General features: G+C 63.9%; 16 protein-coding genes. 8 read left to right on the plus strand and 8 right to left on the minus strand.

All coding sequences use genetic code 11. The features are described from left to right. Nucleotides 1–34: 34 nt before the first annotated feature. Nucleotides 35–1009, minus strand: a complete 975-nt coding sequence (locus tag ACPPVP_RS01835) for an NADPH:quinone oxidoreductase family protein (protein ID WP_426530748.1) — start codon at nucleotides 1007–1009, stop codon at nucleotides 35–37. A 118-nt stretch (nucleotides 1010–1127) separates the two neighbouring features. On the opposite strand from ACPPVP_RS01835, the gene ACPPVP_RS01840 reads away from it, so the two are divergent. The 6 genes from ACPPVP_RS01840 (at nucleotide 1128) to argG (ending at nucleotide 7186) form a co-directional block, all read left to right on the plus strand. Then, entirely contained in the window at nucleotides 1128–1967 is an 840-nt protein-coding gene (locus tag ACPPVP_RS01840) for an SDR family oxidoreductase (RefSeq protein WP_426530750.1), read from the plus strand. A 226-nt stretch (nucleotides 1968–2193) separates the two neighbouring features. Next, on the plus strand, nucleotides 2194–2802 hold the full coding sequence (locus tag ACPPVP_RS01845) for an invasion associated locus B family protein (protein WP_426538385.1): 609 nt from the start codon (nucleotides 2194–2196) through the stop codon (nucleotides 2800–2802). 175 nt (nucleotides 2803–2977) lie between these two features. Next, complete coding sequence (rlmN, locus tag ACPPVP_RS01850; protein ID WP_426530752.1) at nucleotides 2978–4177, plus strand: 23S rRNA (adenine(2503)-C(2))-methyltransferase RlmN; 1200 nt, start codon at nucleotides 2978–2980, stop codon at nucleotides 4175–4177. A gap of 148 nt (nucleotides 4178–4325) precedes the next feature. Then, the gene (locus ACPPVP_RS01855) at nucleotides 4326–4817 is read left to right on the plus strand and encodes a hypothetical protein (protein WP_426530754.1); all 492 of its coding nucleotides are present in this window, start codon (nucleotides 4326–4328) and stop codon (nucleotides 4815–4817) included. Nucleotides 4818–4868: 51 nt separating this feature from the next. Further along, nucleotides 4869–5630 (plus strand): phosphatase PAP2 family protein, encoded by a 762-nt coding sequence (locus ACPPVP_RS01860; RefSeq protein ID WP_426530756.1) that lies wholly within the window; start codon nucleotides 4869–4871, stop codon nucleotides 5628–5630. Between the two features lie 209 nt (nucleotides 5631–5839). Beyond that, nucleotides 5840–7186 (plus strand): argininosuccinate synthase, encoded by a 1347-nt coding sequence (gene argG / locus ACPPVP_RS01865; RefSeq protein WP_426530758.1) that lies wholly within the window; start codon nucleotides 5840–5842, stop codon nucleotides 7184–7186. Nucleotides 7187–7410: 224 nt separating this feature from the next. Here argG and ACPPVP_RS01870 read toward each other — a convergent pair whose 3' ends face one another. The 4 genes from ACPPVP_RS01870 to ACPPVP_RS01885 form a co-directional block, all read right to left on the minus strand. Next, nucleotides 7411–9390 carry an OmpA family protein gene (locus ACPPVP_RS01870; RefSeq protein WP_426530760.1) on the minus strand — a complete coding sequence of 660 codons (1980 nt, stop codon included), beginning with the start codon at nucleotides 9388–9390 and terminating at the stop codon, nucleotides 7411–7413. A 184-nt stretch (nucleotides 9391–9574) separates the two neighbouring features. After that, nucleotides 9575–9805 (minus strand): hypothetical protein, encoded by a 231-nt coding sequence (locus tag ACPPVP_RS01875; protein ID WP_426530762.1) that lies wholly within the window; start codon nucleotides 9803–9805, stop codon nucleotides 9575–9577. 91 nt (nucleotides 9806–9896) lie between these two features. Beyond that, nucleotides 9897–10283: a VOC family protein gene (locus ACPPVP_RS01880; protein WP_426530764.1), complete on the minus strand. Its 387-nt coding sequence runs from the start codon at nucleotides 10281–10283 to the stop codon at nucleotides 9897–9899. Nucleotides 10284–10317: 34 nt separating this feature from the next. Continuing rightward, nucleotides 10318–11148: an FkbM family methyltransferase gene (locus ACPPVP_RS01885; RefSeq protein ID WP_426530766.1), complete on the minus strand. Its 831-nt coding sequence runs from the start codon at nucleotides 11146–11148 to the stop codon at nucleotides 10318–10320. Nucleotides 11149–11329: 181 nt separating this feature from the next. Here ACPPVP_RS01885 and ACPPVP_RS01890 point away from each other — a divergent pair, with 181 nt between their 5' ends. Continuing rightward, entirely contained in the window at nucleotides 11330–12502 is a 1173-nt protein-coding gene (locus ACPPVP_RS01890) for a tetratricopeptide repeat protein (protein ID WP_426530768.1), read from the plus strand. 253 nt (nucleotides 12503–12755) lie between these two features. Continuing rightward, the gene (locus ACPPVP_RS01895) at nucleotides 12756–13835 is read left to right on the plus strand and encodes a tetratricopeptide repeat protein (RefSeq protein WP_426530770.1); all 1080 of its coding nucleotides are present in this window, start codon (nucleotides 12756–12758) and stop codon (nucleotides 13833–13835) included. A gap of 108 nt (nucleotides 13836–13943) precedes the next feature. Here the strand turns inward: ACPPVP_RS01895 and ACPPVP_RS01900 are convergent, their stop codons facing one another. From ACPPVP_RS01900 to ACPPVP_RS01910, 3 genes are all read right to left on the minus strand, one after another. Next, nucleotides 13944–14363, minus strand: coding sequence for a VOC family protein (locus ACPPVP_RS01900; RefSeq protein ID WP_426530772.1), 420 nt, complete (start codon nucleotides 14361–14363; stop codon nucleotides 13944–13946). Between the two features lie 275 nt (nucleotides 14364–14638). Further along, on the minus strand, nucleotides 14639–16669 hold the full coding sequence (locus ACPPVP_RS01905; protein WP_426530774.1) for an ABC transporter ATP-binding protein/permease: 2031 nt from the start codon (nucleotides 16667–16669) through the stop codon (nucleotides 14639–14641). Nucleotides 16670–16719: 50 nt separating this feature from the next. Further along, nucleotides 16720–17649 carry a glutathione S-transferase family protein gene (locus ACPPVP_RS01910; RefSeq protein WP_426530776.1) on the minus strand — a complete coding sequence of 310 codons (930 nt, stop codon included), beginning with the start codon at nucleotides 17647–17649 and terminating at the stop codon, nucleotides 16720–16722. Between the last annotated feature and the right edge of the window lie 72 nt (nucleotides 17650–17721).

The raw sequence follows: 17721 nt of genomic DNA on the forward strand, positions 1-17721 counted from the left end.
GCCTTGCACTTCTTCAAGCCGACGGCATCTCCCCTCAGGGATGCAGGATCACCTTGCCCATCGCCTTGCGGCCGGCGAGCACCTTCAGCGCTTCGGCGGTTTGTGCCAGCGGAAAAGTGCGGTCGACATGCGAAGAGATCTTGCCTTCCGCGGTCCACTTCACGAGCTTTTCCAGATTGGCGCGGTTCTTCTCCGCGTTGAGCCTGGTCCACGCGCCCCAGAACACGCCGCGGATATCGCAACCCTTGAGCAGTGCGAGGTTGAGCGGCATCTTCGGGATGTCGCCCGCGGCGAAACCGATTACCAGGAAGCGGCCTTCCCAGGCGATGGCACGCAGCGCCGCCTCGGCGTAGCTGCCGCCGACGGGATCGAAAATGATGTCGACGCCCTTGCCGCCGGTCAGCCGCTTCAACCCCTCCTTGAGGTCTTCTTTGGCATAGTTCAACGTCAGCTCGGCGCCATGCGCCTTGGCGAATTCGAGTTTTTCGTCGGACGAAGCGCAGGCGATCACCTTCAGGCCCATCAGCTTGCCGAGTTCGCAGGCCGCCAAACCAGTGCCGCCGGCAGCGCCCAGCACCGCAAGCGTCTCACCGGGCTTCGGGCTGGCGCGGTCTTCCAGCGCGTGCAGCGCAGTACCGTAGATGATGATGATGCCGGCGGCGCGATCGAAATCCAGATTGTCGGGAATCTTCACGATCGTGTTCGCCGGCAGCGCGATCTTTTCGCGCGCGCCGTTATGGCCGCAGGATGCCACCACGCGGTCACCGACCTTGAGGTCGGTAACGCCGGCGCCGACGCTTTCGATCACGCCGGCAACTTCGGCCGCCGGCGAAAACGGGAAGGGCGGCTTGATCTGGTACTTGCCCTGGATCATCAGGATGTCGAAGAAATTCAGCGCCGCGGCCTTGATCGCAATCACGGCCTGTCCGGGTTCGGCCACTGGATCGGGAACGTCGGCCAGCACGAGGTCGTCGGGTTGGCAATATTGCGAGCAGAGAATGGCTTTCATGGGCGCACCTGATTTCGGGCTGGAAAAGAAAAGGCTGGATGCTTCTTGCCGGATTTGAAGGCAGGCTACAATCCGATTCAGGCGCATGGCTTCATGGTGGTTGAGAAGGATTCAAACGATGTTTGAACAAGGCTTGCTGGCGGGAAAACGGATACTGGTCACCGGCGGCGGCTCGGGGCTCGGAGCGGCGATGGGACGCCGCTTCATCGAACTCGGCGCGGAGTTGATCATCTGCGGCCGCCGGCTCGAAATGCTGGAGGCTGCGGCCGCGCGGATGCGCAGCGAACTCGGCGGCAAGGTTGGCGTGATCAGCTGCGATATCCGCGACAGCGCGGCGGTCGACGCCATGATGGAAGCGATCTGGCGCGAGGCGCCGATCGACGTGCTGGTCAACAATGCTGCCGCGACCTTCATCGCGCAGACCGAACATCTGTCGCCGCGGGCGGCGGATGCGATCCTGGCGCCGACGCTGCACGGCACGATGTACTGCACGCTCGCCGCGGGCAGGCGCTGGATCGACGGCAAGCACAGCGGAGTCGTGCTGAGCATCCTCTCGACCTCGACGATCACCGGTCGTGCCTTCACGGTGCCGTCGGCGATGGCGAAATCCGCCGTGCTCGCGATGACGCGAAGCCTTGCGGTGGAGTGGGGACCCAAGGGTGTGCGCACGGTCGCGATCGCGCCCGGCGCGTTTCCGACGCCGGGGGCTTCAGGTCAGCTCCGCCCCGAAGGCCGCGATGAAAGCTGGGCGCAACGCAATCCGCTCGGCCGCGCCGGTGAGCATGGCGAACTTGCCGATCTGGCCAGCTTTCTGATTTCCGACCGGGCCGGCTACATCAACGGCGAGATGGTCGTGCAGGATGGCGGCGCTCATTTGCGCAGTTCCGGCGCCGAGGATCTACTGCAATGGACCGATGCGCAGTGGAAAAAGCAGCGCGAGCGCCGGCCGAAGGGCTGAAATCAAAGCCGGCGTTTTTGATTCGCCAACGGAACGTCACAAGGATCCTGGGACGAAGCGTCGCCACAGCGGTGAGCAACGCTGTAACTGCCTTCCCAAAAAAGCATTTCCCGGCTATCCATCCTCCGGCGGCGCGACGCACTCTCGGGCCATCTTGCAGTCACAATGATGAGGGAACCAGTTGTCCGTGTTGCGAATACTGACATTTCTGGTTGCGATTGCGGCGATGTGTGGGTCGTTGTCCCTTGCGCAAGCACAGAGCCCTGCTCCGAAGGGCGCAAAGGAACCGCCAAAGCCTGCCGCTGCGCCGGCCCCAGCCGCAAAACCGACGACGGCCAAGCCTGCTACACCAGCCCCGGCTGCGGCGGCCGCCGCTGCAGGCGGCGCGGAGCCCACCCTGATCGGTCAGTTCGGTACCTGGGGCGCCTACACGGCGATGCCGAACGGCAGGAAGGTTTGCTTCGCGTTGGCTAAGCCATCGTCATCCAAAACCAATCCGCCGAATCGTCCGCGCGATCCCGCCTACGCTTTCGTTTCGACGCGCCCGGCGGAAAAAGTCGTCAATGAAGTTTCGATCATGATCGGATACGCGCTGAAGCCAGGCTCAGAATCCTCTCTCGAGGTCGGCGGTTCGGCCTTTGCGATGTATACTCAGGGCGACGGGCTCTGGATCAAGAACGCCGCGGAAGAAGAGCAGATGGTCGCCGCCATGCGCAAATCCGCCGAAGTCACCGTCAAGGGCGTCTCCGCCAAGGGCACCGAGACCACGGACGTGTTCTCGCTGAAGGGGCTGGCCCAGGCGCTCGACCGGCTGGCGCAGGATTGCAAGCGCTAGCCGCTTTTAAGCCCAGAATGACGTTGTTTACGGGCCCCCAAGGGCCTATTTGAATGCTACTTCGCAGGGTGGGCAAAGGCGCAGGACGCGCCGTGCCCACCTTTGACGCTTGTGGTGGGCACGCTGCGCTTTGCCCACCCTACGCACCCGCTTCAACCGTCTCGTGTGAATTTTGATGACGCTTTCCTCCTCCGTGGCGCCGCTCGAGAAAATCCCGCTCGAAACCTATGTGCCGCCGGCAAAACCTTCGCTGATCGGCCTGTCGCGCGCCGAGATCGCCGACAGGTTGGGCGAGATCGGTGTTGCGCCCGCGCAGCGCAAGATGCGCACGCAGCAGCTCTGGCACTGGATGTATGTCCGCGGCGCCAGGGCATTCGATGAGATGACCAGCATTTCCAAGGAAATGCGTGCGCAGCTAGAGCAGCATTTTACCGTCGATCGCCCCGAAGTGGTGGCCGAGCAGGTTTCCAACGACGGCACCCGCAAATGGCTGTTGCGCCTGCCGAGCGGTGACGCGTTCCAGAAGGCGCATGAAGTCGAGTGCGTCTACATTCCCGAAACTGATCGCGGCACGCTCTGCGTTTCCTCGCAGGTCGGCTGCACGCTGAACTGCTCGTTTTGCCACACCGGCACGCAGCGGCTGGTGCGCAATCTCACGGCCGGCGAAATCGTCGGCCAGATCATGGTGGCGCGTGACCGTCTCAACGACTGGGCCGATCGCGAGACGCCGACCGGCAGCCGGCTCGTCACCAATGTCGTCATGATGGGGATGGGTGAGCCGCTCTACAATTTCGATGCGGTGCGCGATGCGCTGTTGATCGTCGCCGACAATGAAGGCATCGGCATTTCCCGTCGCCGCATCACGCTGTCGACCTCGGGCGTGGTGCCGAATATCATTCGCACCGGCGACGAGATCGGCGTCATGCTGGCGATTTCACTGCATGCGGTGCGCGACGAGTTGCGCAACGAGCTGGTGCCGCTGAACCGGAAGTATCCGATCGCCGAATTGCTGCAGGCCTGCCGCGACTATCCGGGCTCGTCGAACGCGCGGCGCATCACCTTCGAATATGTGATGCTCAAGGGCGTCAATGATTCCATGGATGATGCCAAGCTGCTGGTGAAGCTGCTCAAGGGCATTCCGGCGAAAATCAATTTGATTCCGTTCAACCCGTGGCCCGGTACGACGTATGAGTGCTCGGACTGGGAGCAGATCGAAAAATTCTCTGAATACATCTTCAACGCCGGCTACTCCTCGCCGGTGCGCACGCCGCGCGGTCGCGACATTCTCGCCGCCTGCGGGCAACTCAAGTCGGAGACGGAAAAGCTCAGCGCGCGCGAACGCCAGGCGCTGCGCGCCATGGCGATGACGGATTGAGGATGATGAGGCGAGCCGTCACTCAGGCCGTCATTGCGAGCGAAGCGAAGCAATCCATCTCTCCGCTTGCCGAGGTATGGATTGCTTCGTCGCTTACGCTCCCTTGCGCAAACGCATTGCGTTTGCCGCAGGTAATGACGGTGAGAGTATGGCGCTAATCGGCCGCCTCTTCGTCATCCTGTTCGCGTTCCTTGCCGCCTGTTTCGTGGCGGGGATGATCGTGGTCGGTGCGGTGCTCTACCCTGAATTCAGCGATATCGGCGGCGGGGCGATCGACCAGAGCGCCATCAACGTCTTGCTCGGCTTCGGCTTCATCTTCCTGTCCGGCTTTGCGCTGCTGCCGGCGCTGATTGTGGTTTTGATCACCGAGGCCTTCTACATCCGCAGCGTGCTCGCCTACGCCATCGGCGGCGCGATCGTCGGCGCAGCCTGCTATCTCGGCCTCGTTCCATTCGACCCGGAGACGATGAAATTCGACGGCATCGTGCGCCGTCACCTCGAAATCATGACCGGTGCGGGCATTGTCGCCGGCCTGATCTACTGGATGATCGCGGGCCGGTCGGCCGGCGCTTGGCGCGAACCGAGGCCTCCGTTGCGGCCACCACCGCCATTGCCGTCGCAGTCCCGGCCGCAGCCGTGAACCAGAGCGCGGGGGTTTTCATCCCCGACCGCCTCGGCTAAACCCCGCGCCATGAACCGGACCGGACTTGTTATCGCGTTGGGCCTATCGCTTGTCATCGGACTGCTGTTCGGGATTTTTCCTGAACTCGACCTGAAGCTGGCGGCATTGTTCTACGATTCCACGAGCGCATCGTTTCCGCTGAAGCAGAGCGGGCTTGCCGCCTTCGCGCGCGATGGCGCGATGTGGATCGCCTGGGCGCTGGCGCTGCCGGCGTTGATCGCCATCGTGGGAAAGCTGGTGCGGCCGGACCGGCCGATGCTGGTTCCGGGACGTGCGGCGGTGTTTTTGCTGGTCACCGTCCTGCTCTCCGCCGTCGTGCTGACCAACCTCACCTTCAAGAGCTACTGGGGACGGCCGCGGCCGGTGGTGGTGACCGAGTTCAACGGTCCATGGCAGTTCGTGCCGTGGTGGGATCCGCGCGGGGAGTGCGGGCGAAACTGCTCATTCTTCTCCGGCGAGGGCGCCACCGCGTTCTGGACCTTCGCGCCCGCGGCGCTGACCCCGCCGGCGTGGCGGCCTCTGGCCTATGTAGCGGCGACCGCATTCGGGGTCGTCACGTCAGTGCTGCGGATGGCGTTCGGCGGGCATTTCTTTACCGACGTCGCCGCCGCAGGCCTCGTCAGCTTCTTCGTGATCTGGCTGGCCCACGCCTGGATTTACCGCTGGCCATCGACACGGCTGACGGATGGGCAGATCGAGGCCGCGCTGGCGCGCTGGGGTCAGCCCGGTTATCGCCTTTGGCAGCGCTTGCGCGGACGCGCGTCGGCTTAGCCCGGCCCTGCCCAGCCCTATTAAACGCGTGCCGATCCCCGGAAAATTTGTTATTCGCGCCCCCAAGCCGCTCGAGCTTAGCGGTTCTGATTAGATCAGAACCGAAGCTTTAGATTCTTGTTGTGACGCGTTTTCTTCACGCGAACCGGTATCCACTTCGCTTGAAAACGCTATAACGGCATCCGCCATTTCGACCGATTGGAAGCTCCATGAGTACGATTCTGAAAAGCCTGCCCAAGGGAGAAAAAGTCGGTATCGCTTTTTCGGGCGGTCTCGATACCTCAGCCGCGCTGCTCTGGATGAAGCAAAAAGGCGCACGCGTCTTTGCCTATACCGCCAATCTAGGCCAGCCCGACGAGACGGATTACGACGAGATTCCGCGTAAGGCGCTGGAGTTCGGCGGCGAAAAAGCCCGCCTGGTGGATTGCCGCACGCAGCTGGTCCACGAAGGGATTGCCGCCATCCAGTCCGGCGCCTTCCACGTCTCAACCGGCGGCATCGCCTACTTCAACACCACGCCGCTCGGCCGCGCTGTCACCGGTACGATGTTGGTGGCGGCCATGAAAGAAGATGGCGTCAACATCTGGGGCGATGGCTCCACCTACAAGGGCAACGATATCGAGCGGTTCTACCGTTACGGCCTGCTGACCAATCCGAGCTTGCGGATCTACAAGCCATGGCTCGATCAGCTGTTCATCGATGAGCTCGGCGGCCGCGCGGAAATGTCGGCGTTCATGACCGCCCATGGATTCGCCTACAAGATGAGTGCCGAAAAGGCCTACTCGACCGACAGCAATCTGCTCGGCGCCACCCACGAAGCCAAGGATCTCGAGCATCTCGACAGCGGCATCAAGATCGTCAATCCGATCATGGGCGTGCCGTTCTGGCGCGACGACTGTGTCGTCAAGGCCGAAAAGGTCGTCGTGCGTTTTGAGGAGGGCCAGCCTGTCGCGCTGAACGGCCAGACGTTCACTGACCCGGTTGCGCTGTTCCTCGAGGCCAATGCCATCGGCGGCCGGCACGGCCTTGGCATGAGCGATCAGATCGAGAACCGCATCATCGAGGCGAAAAGCCGCGGCATCTACGAGGCGCCCGGCATGGCGCTGCTGCACATCGCCTACGAACGTCTCGTCACCGGCATCCACAACGAGGACATGATCGAGCAATACCGCATCAGCGGCCTGCGCCTTGGCCGGCTGCTCTATCAGGGACGCTGGTTCGATTCCCAGGCCCTGATGCTGCGCGAAACCGCGCAGCGCTGGGTGGCGCGCCCCATCACCGGCGAGGTGACGCTCGAGCTGCGCCGTGGCAACGACTATTCGATCCTGAACACCGAGAGCCCCAACCTGACCTATAAGCCGGAGCGGCTGAGCATGGAGAAGGTCGAGGACGCGGCGTTCACGCCGGCGGACCGCATCGGGCAATTGACCATGCGCAATCTCGACATTGCCGATACTCGTGCCAAGCTGAAGCTCTATTCAGACACAGGCTTGCTATCGAGCGGCGATGGCTCGGAGATCTTCAAGCTTGGTAACGACAAGAACGACAAGGGCTGAGCCGCGACGTAGCGGCCGTCATTGCGAGCGAAGCGAAGCAATCCATTTCTCCGCTTGTTGAGGCATGGCTGCTTCCGCCTTCGCTCGCTGAGCTTCGGCGGACAAGTCCTCGCTACCGCTTCCTTTCACGGACGCCTCGCGTCTGTCGCAGGCAATGACGAGGACAGCGCCAACAAAATGGCCGGGATTGCTCCCGGCCATTTTCATTTGGTGACGGCTCTCGCTCAGCGCGGCGGCGCGGTGCCGGGCGGGGGCGGCGGCAGCGAGGCCTGTCCGCCATTGAGCAGCGGCGTGATGTTGCGGATGGTGACGCGCCGGTTGATCGCGCTCGGCCCGTCGGTCTGCTCCTTCAGGTACTGCTCGCCATAGCCCTGCGAGGTCAGGTTTTCCGCCGGCACGTTGAACTGCTGCGTCAGCAACGTCGCCGCCGATTCGGCGCGGCGATCCGACAGCGACAGATTGTCGACGTCGTTTCCGACCGCGTCGGTGTGGCCTTCGATCAGGAACACCGCGCGCGGATTCTGCTGGATCGCGCGGTTGAGGCCATCGGCGATCGCCTGCAGCTTCGCCGCCTGATCGGGCGGGATTTCCCACGATCCGAGTTCGAAGTTGATGGTGTTGACGTCGATGCTCGGCATGCGCTGGCGCACGGTCGGGCTGTAACGGATTTCGTCCAGCGAATAACGCCGTTCGATCCGCTCCACCGGCGGCGCCATCATGGTTTCATACAGCACGTCCGGCGATGCCTCCTCGGAATCGACGATGTAACGATTGTAGGGAATGCGGACCACGGGCGGCGCCAGGTCGACATAGAAGCCGCCGCCCGCGCGGGGATCCCGATAGCTGTTGTCGATGATGATGATCTCGCGGCCGGAATTGTCACGCCGGATCCGGCGCAGCAGCCGCCCGTCGTCGCCGACCACGGTGATCACCTCGCTGCCGTCAGGACGGATCACCACCGTGCGGGTTTCGCCACCGCGCGTCTCGGTGCGGATGTCACGGGCCCCGTATCGGAAGCGATTCATGTCGTTGCCACGGACATACGCCTGCCCGCCGGGGTCGCGGATGATGACGCGGTCCGGCTCGTAAAAGACCGTACGGCCACCTTCGACTGCCTCGCGCCGCTGGTTGCGTAGTTCGTTGACGGTCACCGCACCGATCACGGCGCCCGCCACGACACCTGCGCCGATGGCGAGTGGCGTCATATTCTCGCGCCGCGGCTGTGGCGGCGGCGGAAGCGGTGTCTGGACTGTTGGTGCGGCCCGGAAAGCAGGTGCGATGGTCGGTGGCGCGTTCTGTGGCCGGCCTGGAGGCAGCGCAGCGTTCGGCGTGCCGGGGACGGCGGTTGGCGCCGTCGGAGCGGCGGCGGCGCCGCCCGGTGCGGCGGATGCGCCCGGAGGCGGCCCGCCGGTGCGGCCCGCAGGCGGCGATGTTATCGGCGCGCCCGCTGCCGGCGGCGTGGTGGGCGTGGCGCCGGGGCGCGGCGGCGCGGCGGTGCTTCCGCCGGGCGGAGGCGTGGTCGTTGGAGCTGTCGTCGGCGCCGGTGCAGTCGGCGTGGCGGGTGTGGCGCCGGGGCGCGGTGGCGCCGTCGTGCTTCCGCCGGGCGGAGGAGCGGCGGCCGGCGGCGCAGTCGGAGCCGGCGTGGTGGCAGGCGCCGGCGGCTGTTTGGTGCCAGACGGCGGTGGCGGCGGAGGCACGATAGGTGCAGCCGGTTGCTTCGGCGCGGCGGGCGCGGCTGCCGGCGGGGGAGGCGGCGGTGGTGTCGGGCGCGAAGGTGCAGCCGCCGGGGGTGGCGGAGGCGGAGTCGGGGCCTTCGGCGCGGCAGCCGGGGGAGGCGGGGGTGGTGTCGGCCGCGGAGGCGCAGCCGCCGGAGGGGGCGGAGGAGGCGGCGTCGGGCGCGGGGGTGCAGCCGCCGGAGGCGGCGGCGGCGCTGGACGTGGTGGCGGAGCTGCAGCAGGCGGAGGTGGCGGCGGCGCTGCCGGACGCGGGGGAGCCGCAGCCGGGGGTGGCGGAGGTGCTGGCGCCTTCGGTGCGGCAGCCGGCGGCGGCGCGCCCTTCGGCGCTTCCTTCTTTGCGCCCGGGGGGGCTTCGTCCTTGGTCTGCGCGACGACAAGTGGAGCGGTCTGCGCATGCGAAGCGGAGGTCGCGAGCTGCGTCGCCGTCAAAGCAGTCGTAGCGAGCAGCAGGATGCGAAGGTTTGTCATGATGTCCTTGGTCCCCGGAATAGGCCTGACAGCAACAGAATGGCTTGCATTGGCATGTCAGTTGGTCGATTGAACGGCTAATCATTAGGCCGGATTGTGGCGGCCTACAAATGGTCGGATGGTTTTTATTTCATCAGCGCAATGGGTTGCATGCATCATTATTCATTGCGCGTTCAGACGATGGTTATCCCGCGTCCTTGTCGGTGGCGGGATTTGGGGTGGTGGGGCTGGTCGGGCCCCGCGTCGGTAATTCATCCGGCGTCTTGCCCGGCAACTCCTGCGGTTGTGAGGGTTCACCCGGCTCACGGACTGGTGGTGGAATCTCCGGATTCGGATTGGCCGGAGGACTCTCCTGCGGCGGTTCAGTCGGTTGTCCCGGCGTCGCCGGCGGTATCTCCGGCGGTTCAATAGGCATTACGTCTCCTGAAGTTTTAACTGCAGGTGCGACAACGGCGATGGCGGGCTCAGGTTCCCGCGCGATCCAAAAATGGAACCGGCAGTGACGGCTATGCCGGCGTGTGGCAGACAGCTTCGATATTGTGCCCGTCGGGATCGAGCACGAACGCGCCGTAATAGTTCGGGTGATAGTGCGCCCGAATTCCGGGAGCGCCATTGTCGCGGCCGCCGGCGGCCATCGCCGTCTTGTAGAAGGCGTCCACCGTGGCACGGTCCTTGGCCACGATCGCGACATGCAGCGGCTTGTCCAGCCCGCCTTCGCCGCCGATCCAGAAATCGGGCTTTCCGTTGGCGCCAAAACCTGCGGCGGGATCGTGGCCGTGTTGCTCCTGCGTGACTTCCATCACGAGGGTGTAGTCGAGCGGCGCCAGGGCTTTCAGATAAAAGGCCATGGAGCGTTCGTAGTCCGAAACCGGAAATCCAATGTGGTCGATCATCAAACGCTCCTGCGGTTCGAGGAATTAAGGAGATTCAGCCGCCGCGCGCCAGCAGCGTGTTGCTGCGGGTCTTGCCCGTCTCGATGTAACCGCGCGCGCGCATGTCGGCGATGCAGTCGTTCAGCCACTCGTCCTTGGACAGATGCTCGATCACGACCGCACGGGGCCACAAGGCCTGCGGGGTGTCGGCGAAGAAGCCCGTCAACACGCGATCCTCAAAACCCTCGACATCGATCTTGAGCGCGTCGATATGCGAGACACCGGCCTCTTCGAGGATACGCTGCAGCCGCAGCGAGGGCACCTTGATCGCTTTGCCCGAGGCCTCGCCCGAGACGATGTGGCTGGCACCGAGATTGTCGCCGTCGGTTTCGATCAGCAATTCGCCATCAGCGGGGCCCGCGGCGGCCGCAACCAGTCGCACCTGGGCGAAGCCGGAGGCTGCGTTGTTGAAGGCGAGCCGCGCATGGGTCACCGGATGCGGTTCGATCGCGATCACCTTGCCGCCGGCGCCGACATGACGCGCCAGCGCCAGCGCATAGGTGCCGACATTGGCGCCGACATCGACGAAGACGCCGCCGGCGGGCACATGCGCGCGCAAAAAATCCAGCTCCTCGATATTGTAGGCCGGATTGAACAGCGCGCCGCGCTCGGTGGCGCTGGCCTGATGGTAGAAGCGGAACGCCGCGCCCTGATACTGCACGTCGACGGGACCGGCACGCAGCATGTTCACCAGCCGCGACAGCATCGGCCGAAACGCGCCGCGCTTCAGCCGCGAGCGATGCGCCATTGAAATGATCGCAGCCTGCGCGGCATTCGGTGCAAATGCGCCGAACGGCGCGGGGGCAGGGTCGTTGTCGGGCGTCAATCGGTGGTCCTCGGTGAGCGGCGCATGCATAGCCGGTTTTGCGGCAGTGAAACAGTCTGTAGGAATGCGCCATTTTTCGGTGGGTGCGCGGCGATTCGATACAACTTTAGCGATTGCATTGAAGGGAATTTGAGCCGCAGCGTGGTTACTTCGGTCGTATCAGAACCGGAGCTGAAGATCGATGCACTGCCGTAATGCCCTCGTCGTCGCATGGGTCCTTGGCGCGATGTCATCAGCATCGGCCGTCGAATGCACCATGGGACAGGTTGCGATCGACTCGGCGTCGGTCATCACGCCCTGCGGCGAACTACTTGCCGCGCAAAACTTGTCGGATCGCGACCGCGCACAGGCGCATTTCGTCCGCGGGCGTGGCTATCACCGCACGCAGCGCCTCAATGAGGCAGCCGAAGACTACCGCGCGGCTTTTGCGCTCGATCCGAAGAACGTGGAAATCCTCGTCTCATGGTCGAATGTCGATGTGCGCCTGCGGCGCTTCGACGATTACAAGAGACGGATCGAGCAGGCTTACGCGCTCAATCCGAAGAATCCGCGCGTGCTCAGGACGATCGGCACGCTGTTTTCGGACCGTGGAGAGGCCAATAAGGCGATTGAATTCTACAGCAAGGCAATCGAGGCCGATCCGACCGAGGGCTTCGCGCTGTATTTTCGCGCGCGCGAATATCGTTTCAAACGCCAATTCGCCGAGGCAATCGCGGATGCGAATGCGCTCCTTGCCATTCCGCCGGCCAGGCTCAACGACGCACTGGGCTTTCTCGACGCGGACGGGATCGTTCGCGATTTTCACGTCAAGGCGCTGCTTGAGCGCGCCTATAGCTACCAGGATTCCGGTCGGCTCGATCTTGCCGAAAAGAGTTACGACGCGGCGGTCGATGTAGGACGTTCGGCGCCAGCGCTTGCCGCACGGGCGCATTTCCTCGGTTTCTACGTTGAGCGCAAGGACGATGCGCTGCGTGACCTCACCGAGGCGGTGCATAAGGAGCCGCGAAACTACCACGCTCTCTATGCGCTCGGCATTTCGCTCGCGGGATTTGAGCGCTTTGAGGAGGCCTTCGCGGCCTTCGATGCCGCGGTGACGGTGCGTCCGGATTACACGAGAGGCCTGATCATGCGGGCACGCATGCACCGTCAGTTCGGGCGCACCGATGCCGCGGTGCGCGACCTGAAAACGGCGGTCTCGCTGGATCGAAGCGAATTGGACGGGATAAGGGAATTGAACGGGTTGATGAACGCGCTGCGTCACGCCGGCTACTGGAGCGAGCCGGGACTGCCGCGCGGACAAACGAGAGAGCTCGATGACGCCATGCGCGCCTGCATGATCGATCCCCAATGCTAGCCGAGGACAGGATGCAAATCAGAGCCGTATTCGTCGCTGCCTTCCTTCTTTCTTCCAGCGCCGCCGCGCTCGCGGAGAGCCGGTCGGCCTGCCAATCTGTGACGTCGTCACACGCGACTTCATGCGACACGGCGGTCCTGTCCGGCACGCTGCGAAGCGAAGGGCGATTCGCGCGCAGCCTGTGCCGACGGACGGTGCCTGTCTGCACCAGTGCGATCAACTACTCCATCCGGCAACACTGGGCGTCGAGCCAATGATCGGCCGCCTTGCGCTCGTTGCATTCGCGCTCGCGCTTGCCTCGCCCGCTTTGGCGACGGAGTCCATCGGCGCGGCCGGCTCGTTCCGTTCGGTCGGGTGGGCGCAATGCCGCGCGCCGTACGCGGAATGGAAGCAGGGCGCATGCGACCCTGCGCCGGTCGATGTCGCACTTCCGGGCCCGGCGCTCGCGCGCGCTCATATCGAGCGGTCGGTTGCGTTGCTCGCGCAGACGCGCACGGAGGAGGCGCTCAAGGCGGCGAATGCGGCCGTGGCCATCGATCCGACGAGTGTTTCATCGCTGACATTTCGCGGGCGACTGCTCTCAACGCTGCTGAAGCTCGATGCTGCCGAACGCGACCTCAATGCGGCCCTGCTGATCGAGCCGACCAACCCGGTGCTACTTGCCTCGCGCGCGGAGGTGCTGCTCCACGCCGACAAGGGGCTCGACGCGCTCGCGGACATCACGGCGGCGGTCGCGCAGCGGCCGGACGACACCGACATGCTGTTGATCAAGGCAAGAATCCACATGAGCCGTGATCAAGTCGATCTCGCGGCGCGTGACCTTGAACGTGCGGTGTCGCTGGACCCCAGCGATCGCCGCACGCGGCTGATGAAGGCGCAGGCGCAGTTTCGCCTTGGAAAATTCGCGGGCGCGGTTGATGACGCGACGAAGACGCTCGCAATTTCGGCGGGCGATCTCATGGCGCGTGAAACACGGGCGCTCGCGCTGATCGCCCTCGATCGGCCGGCGGAGGCGATCGAGGATCTGAATGCGTTCCTAGGCCCGCCCGGCCAGCCGACGACAGTGGTTGCTCTGCGCCACTATCGCGAGATCCTGCTCCAGCGCTCGCTGCTGCTGGCGCAACTCGGCAAACGCGAGGATTCCAGCCGCGACATTGAGGTACTTATGCTCTCGGGCGGCAAGCAGGCGATCCTGCGTGTGCAACTCTATCTACGCCGCAACGGCTTTCCGGAAGTGCGCATCGATGGCGAGCGCGACACCGACTTCGACAATACGCTGAGGAACTGCGTGCTCGACCGCGCGTGCGGTCGCGGCATCACGCGGCACATTTGAGCGCGCTGCGTCGGTCGCTCGCTGATAAATCGAATATCCGGTGTGCAGAATTTTTGATTTCTGCACACGGGCCGCAGGTCTTTTGAGAGGCGGACCGAGTGAGCCCGGTCAGCCCGCCTTGTCGCCCGAAGGAATCGCGGACATGTCCATCCACATCGCGCCCAAAGCATGGCCGTCGGGATCGGCGAGGTCGCGGGTGTACATGAAGTCGTGGTCCTCGATTGGATTGATGTCGGCGATGCCGCCATTTGCCGCGGCTGCGCGGCTCATCGCATCGACCGCGTCGCGGCTATCGCACGACAGGGCAAGCATCACTTCGCTCGACGTTTTTGGTGGGATGGGGCGGTTCGTAAAGGTGCGCCATTTGGCATGGGTGAGCAGCATGAAGTTGATCGCTTCACTCCACACCATGCACGCAGCCGTCTCGTCGGTGAACTGAGGATTGTTCTTGAAGCCGATGGATTCGTAGAAAGTCATGGACGCCTTGAGGTCTGTGACCGGCAGGCTCACAAAAATCGTCTTGCTCATTATTCGTTCCTTGACCTGTTGGAATGCCAATCTCCAGCGAGTGGAGCAAAGGGAGCCAGTCCCCGCTTCAAGACGATCGAAAGCTCGCCGAACCGACACCGCGTTGCGTGTTCTGGAATTTTAATGGTCAAGCCCCGAAGGGCTTGAATTTTGCACCAAGCCAAGGCAGTTCGGGGTCATTCGCGGTCCGGCCGGGCGAATAGCAAGTCCGGCCATGTCAGCCATGCCGTCCAATGCGGCAGTCAATCCCGAGCGCTAATAGCGGGACCACGGCATCACGCGGCTTTCTTCGTTCCCTTGCGGTTGCGCAAGAAGCGGCCGAGCAGGCGGCGCTTGCCCTTGCGCGGGATCAGGTCGATGTCGCTGACGAGTTTGGCGCCGCCCTTGCGGCGTTCCAACACGATCTTGCGGCTGTGGAACGCTTCCAGTTCGACGCGATGGGCGACGCTGACGATGGTGGCTTTCGGCAGTTCGTTGATGACGATCTCCATCATCTTGTCCTGGCTTTTTTCGTCGAGCGCCGACGTCGCCTCGTCGAGCACGACAATGTCGGGGTTATGTAGCAGCAGGCGTGCAAACGCCAATCGCTGCTTCTCGCCGCCCGACAATGTCTGGTCCCACGGTCCGTCTTCCTCGATCTTTTCCTTGAGATGATCGAGTCCGACCTTGTGCAGGGCCTCGCCGATCGCTTCGACGGTCCAGTCATCGGAGGCGCCGGGGTAGGCGATGGCGCGGCGCAGCGTGCCGGAGGGAATGTAGGGCTTCTGCGGCAGCATGAAGAGCCGGCGGTCGGGGTGGAAATTGACGCTGCCGCCGCCCCACGGCCATAGCCCCGCCAGCGCACGGACCAGCGTGCTCTTGCCGGTGCCGGATTCGCCGGCCACCAGCAGGCGCTCGCCGGGACCGATCACCACTTCGGTTTCGCCGACCACCGCGGTGCCGTCGTCGAGCGTCACCGAAAGATCGTTGAGGCTCAGCATGGCGTCGCCCTCGGTCTCGCCGCGCTTGATGCGGCCGATGCCGTCGCCGCGTTCGGCGCGCTCGAGCCCATCGAGCGACATCATCAGCGAGGCGATGCGGCGGGCGCAGGCGTTCCAGTCGGCGAGCCGCGGATAATTGTCGACCAGCCAGCCGAACGCGGTCTGCACGATGGTGAAGGCGGAGGCCGCCTGCATCACCTGTCCGAGCGTCATGCTGCCGTCGAGGAATTTTGGCGCGCACAGCAACAGCGGCACCACGGGCGCAATGAGGCTCGAACCCTGCGACACCAGCGTGGTGCGCATGTGCTGCCCGGCCAGCCGCGCCCATTGCCGCAGAACCTTTGTGAAATTCTTGTCGATGCCGTCGCGTTCTTCTTCCTCGCCGCCGAGCAGGGCAATGCTCTCCCCGTTCTCGCGCACGCGCGTCAGTGCGTAGCGATATTCGGCCTCTGCCTGGTTCTTGTCCTCGGACACCTGCACAAAGCTTCGTCCGATCGTCATGATCGAGCCCGAGGCGATGGCCGCGTAGACGATCGCGGCAATCACCAGGAAGCCGGGGATCGTCATCGTCGAGCCGCCAAGCGTCACCGTCAGAGCGCCGCCGATGGTCCACAGCACGACGATAAAGGTGGCGGCCGACAGGAACGCGGAGGTGACGCCGGCAACGAAATCCACCGGCGAGTCGGTCGCGATCCGCAGATCCTCAGCGATGCGGTATTCCGGGTTCTTGTGATCGCCACCGACGAGGTTGAGCTGATAGTAACGGCCGTTGGCGAGCCAGCGCGAGATCACCGCATTGGTCAGCCAGGCGCGCCAGCGGCGCTGGATGCCCATGCGGGCGAATACCTGCGCGACGCCGAGCAGTACGCTGCCGATGGCGAGCGGAAAGAACACCGCGGCGAGGTAATACACGGTGGCGGAGTCGCGCTTCTCGATGGCGTCGAAGATCGCGCGATTCCAAACATTGATGCCGTATTGAAAGCCGACATTGGCGACGATCAGGAGCAGGAGGCCGATCGTGAACACCCACGCCAGCCGGTCGCCCGTTTTCCCCCAATAGCCGCGCGCGCTGATCCAGAACCGCGTCAGCAGATAATCCTTGCGAACCTGCTCGGCCTCCTCAGGCGACAATTCCGGATCGGGTTCGACGACTTCTGGCGGCGGCGGATCGACGTGGTCGCCGCCTTCGGCGGTGACTTCAACGAATTCCGATTTTTCTTCGGATTCCGGCGTGTCTGCGCCGGGATCCGGCTTCTTCTTGCTCGCCGTTGCGGATTTCTTCGCGGCGGCTCTCTTCGCTGACGATTTGACGGTTGCTTTGCCCATGACGGCACAACGGCAACCAAATCAAAAGGTTCCGGCAGGTTCCGCCCTGCTTATGCCGGCAGTACCAGAAACCCCGCGCGCGGAAAATGCACGATCACCTCGCCGGCGATCGGGTCGCGCCTTCGAATTGCGATGTGCTGGGACGACAGCGCGACGATCTCACCGCGAACGCCGATCTTGCCGTAGTCGTCCGGCATCACCGCCACCATGTCGCCCGGCTTGCGGCCGTTCGGATCATGGGGATCGGCGAGTTCGGCGGTCTCTGGAGAAGCGCGGGTCGCGATCTCCAGCGCCGCCGCGGTCGACATTTCGCTGGAAGTGCCATGCCCGATCGCGCGCATCCGCGTTTCCCAATTTTTCGTGGCCGGAAATTCCAGGAGTATCTGGTCGAGGATGGGAAGACTGCCGCGAACATACCAGACGTTCATGTAGGCGTTGATGTCGCAGAGGCTGATCTGGTCCCCGCACATCCAGCTCCGGCCGTCGGCGAGCTGCGAGTCGATCCATTGCAGATTGGCGCGAAACTGGTCGCGCATTTGCGGGATCGCCGATGTCATCGCGGCCACGTCGAATTTGGCGCCGCGGAGTTTCTCGCGGTCGGCGATGAATTCCTGCGGGACCTTGTCGGCGAGCGTGCCGAAGACCAGGTTCACGGTGCCCTGGAAGAACGCCTTGTCGGTCCACATCGCCGTGGCCGAGGCCAGACCCCGGCACGCTTCCGGGAACAAGGTCGGCTCCGGGAAGCGCCGTTCCAGCTCGCGCATGATGCACTGGGTGTCGCAATAGATGTCGGCGCCGATCTGCATCACCGGGGTACGCCGATAGCCGCCGGTCATCGGCATCAGGTCCGGCCTCGGCATGATCCGTGTAATCACGACGGACGTCCATGCAATCTTCTTGAGGCCAAAGATCAGCCGGATCTTTTCCGAGAACGGCGATTGCGGAAAGTGGTGGAGGATAATGGGATGCTCGGTGGCCATGCGTTCTCTTCTCGGTCAATTGCCGGATTGCGCGGACTTTGAAAATAGCGCGATTGGAGGTGCGCTGGCTAT

It is taken from the genome of Bradyrhizobium sp. McL0615, assembly GCF_049993905.1.
GTDB lineage: Bacteria > Pseudomonadota > Alphaproteobacteria > Rhizobiales > Xanthobacteraceae > Bradyrhizobium.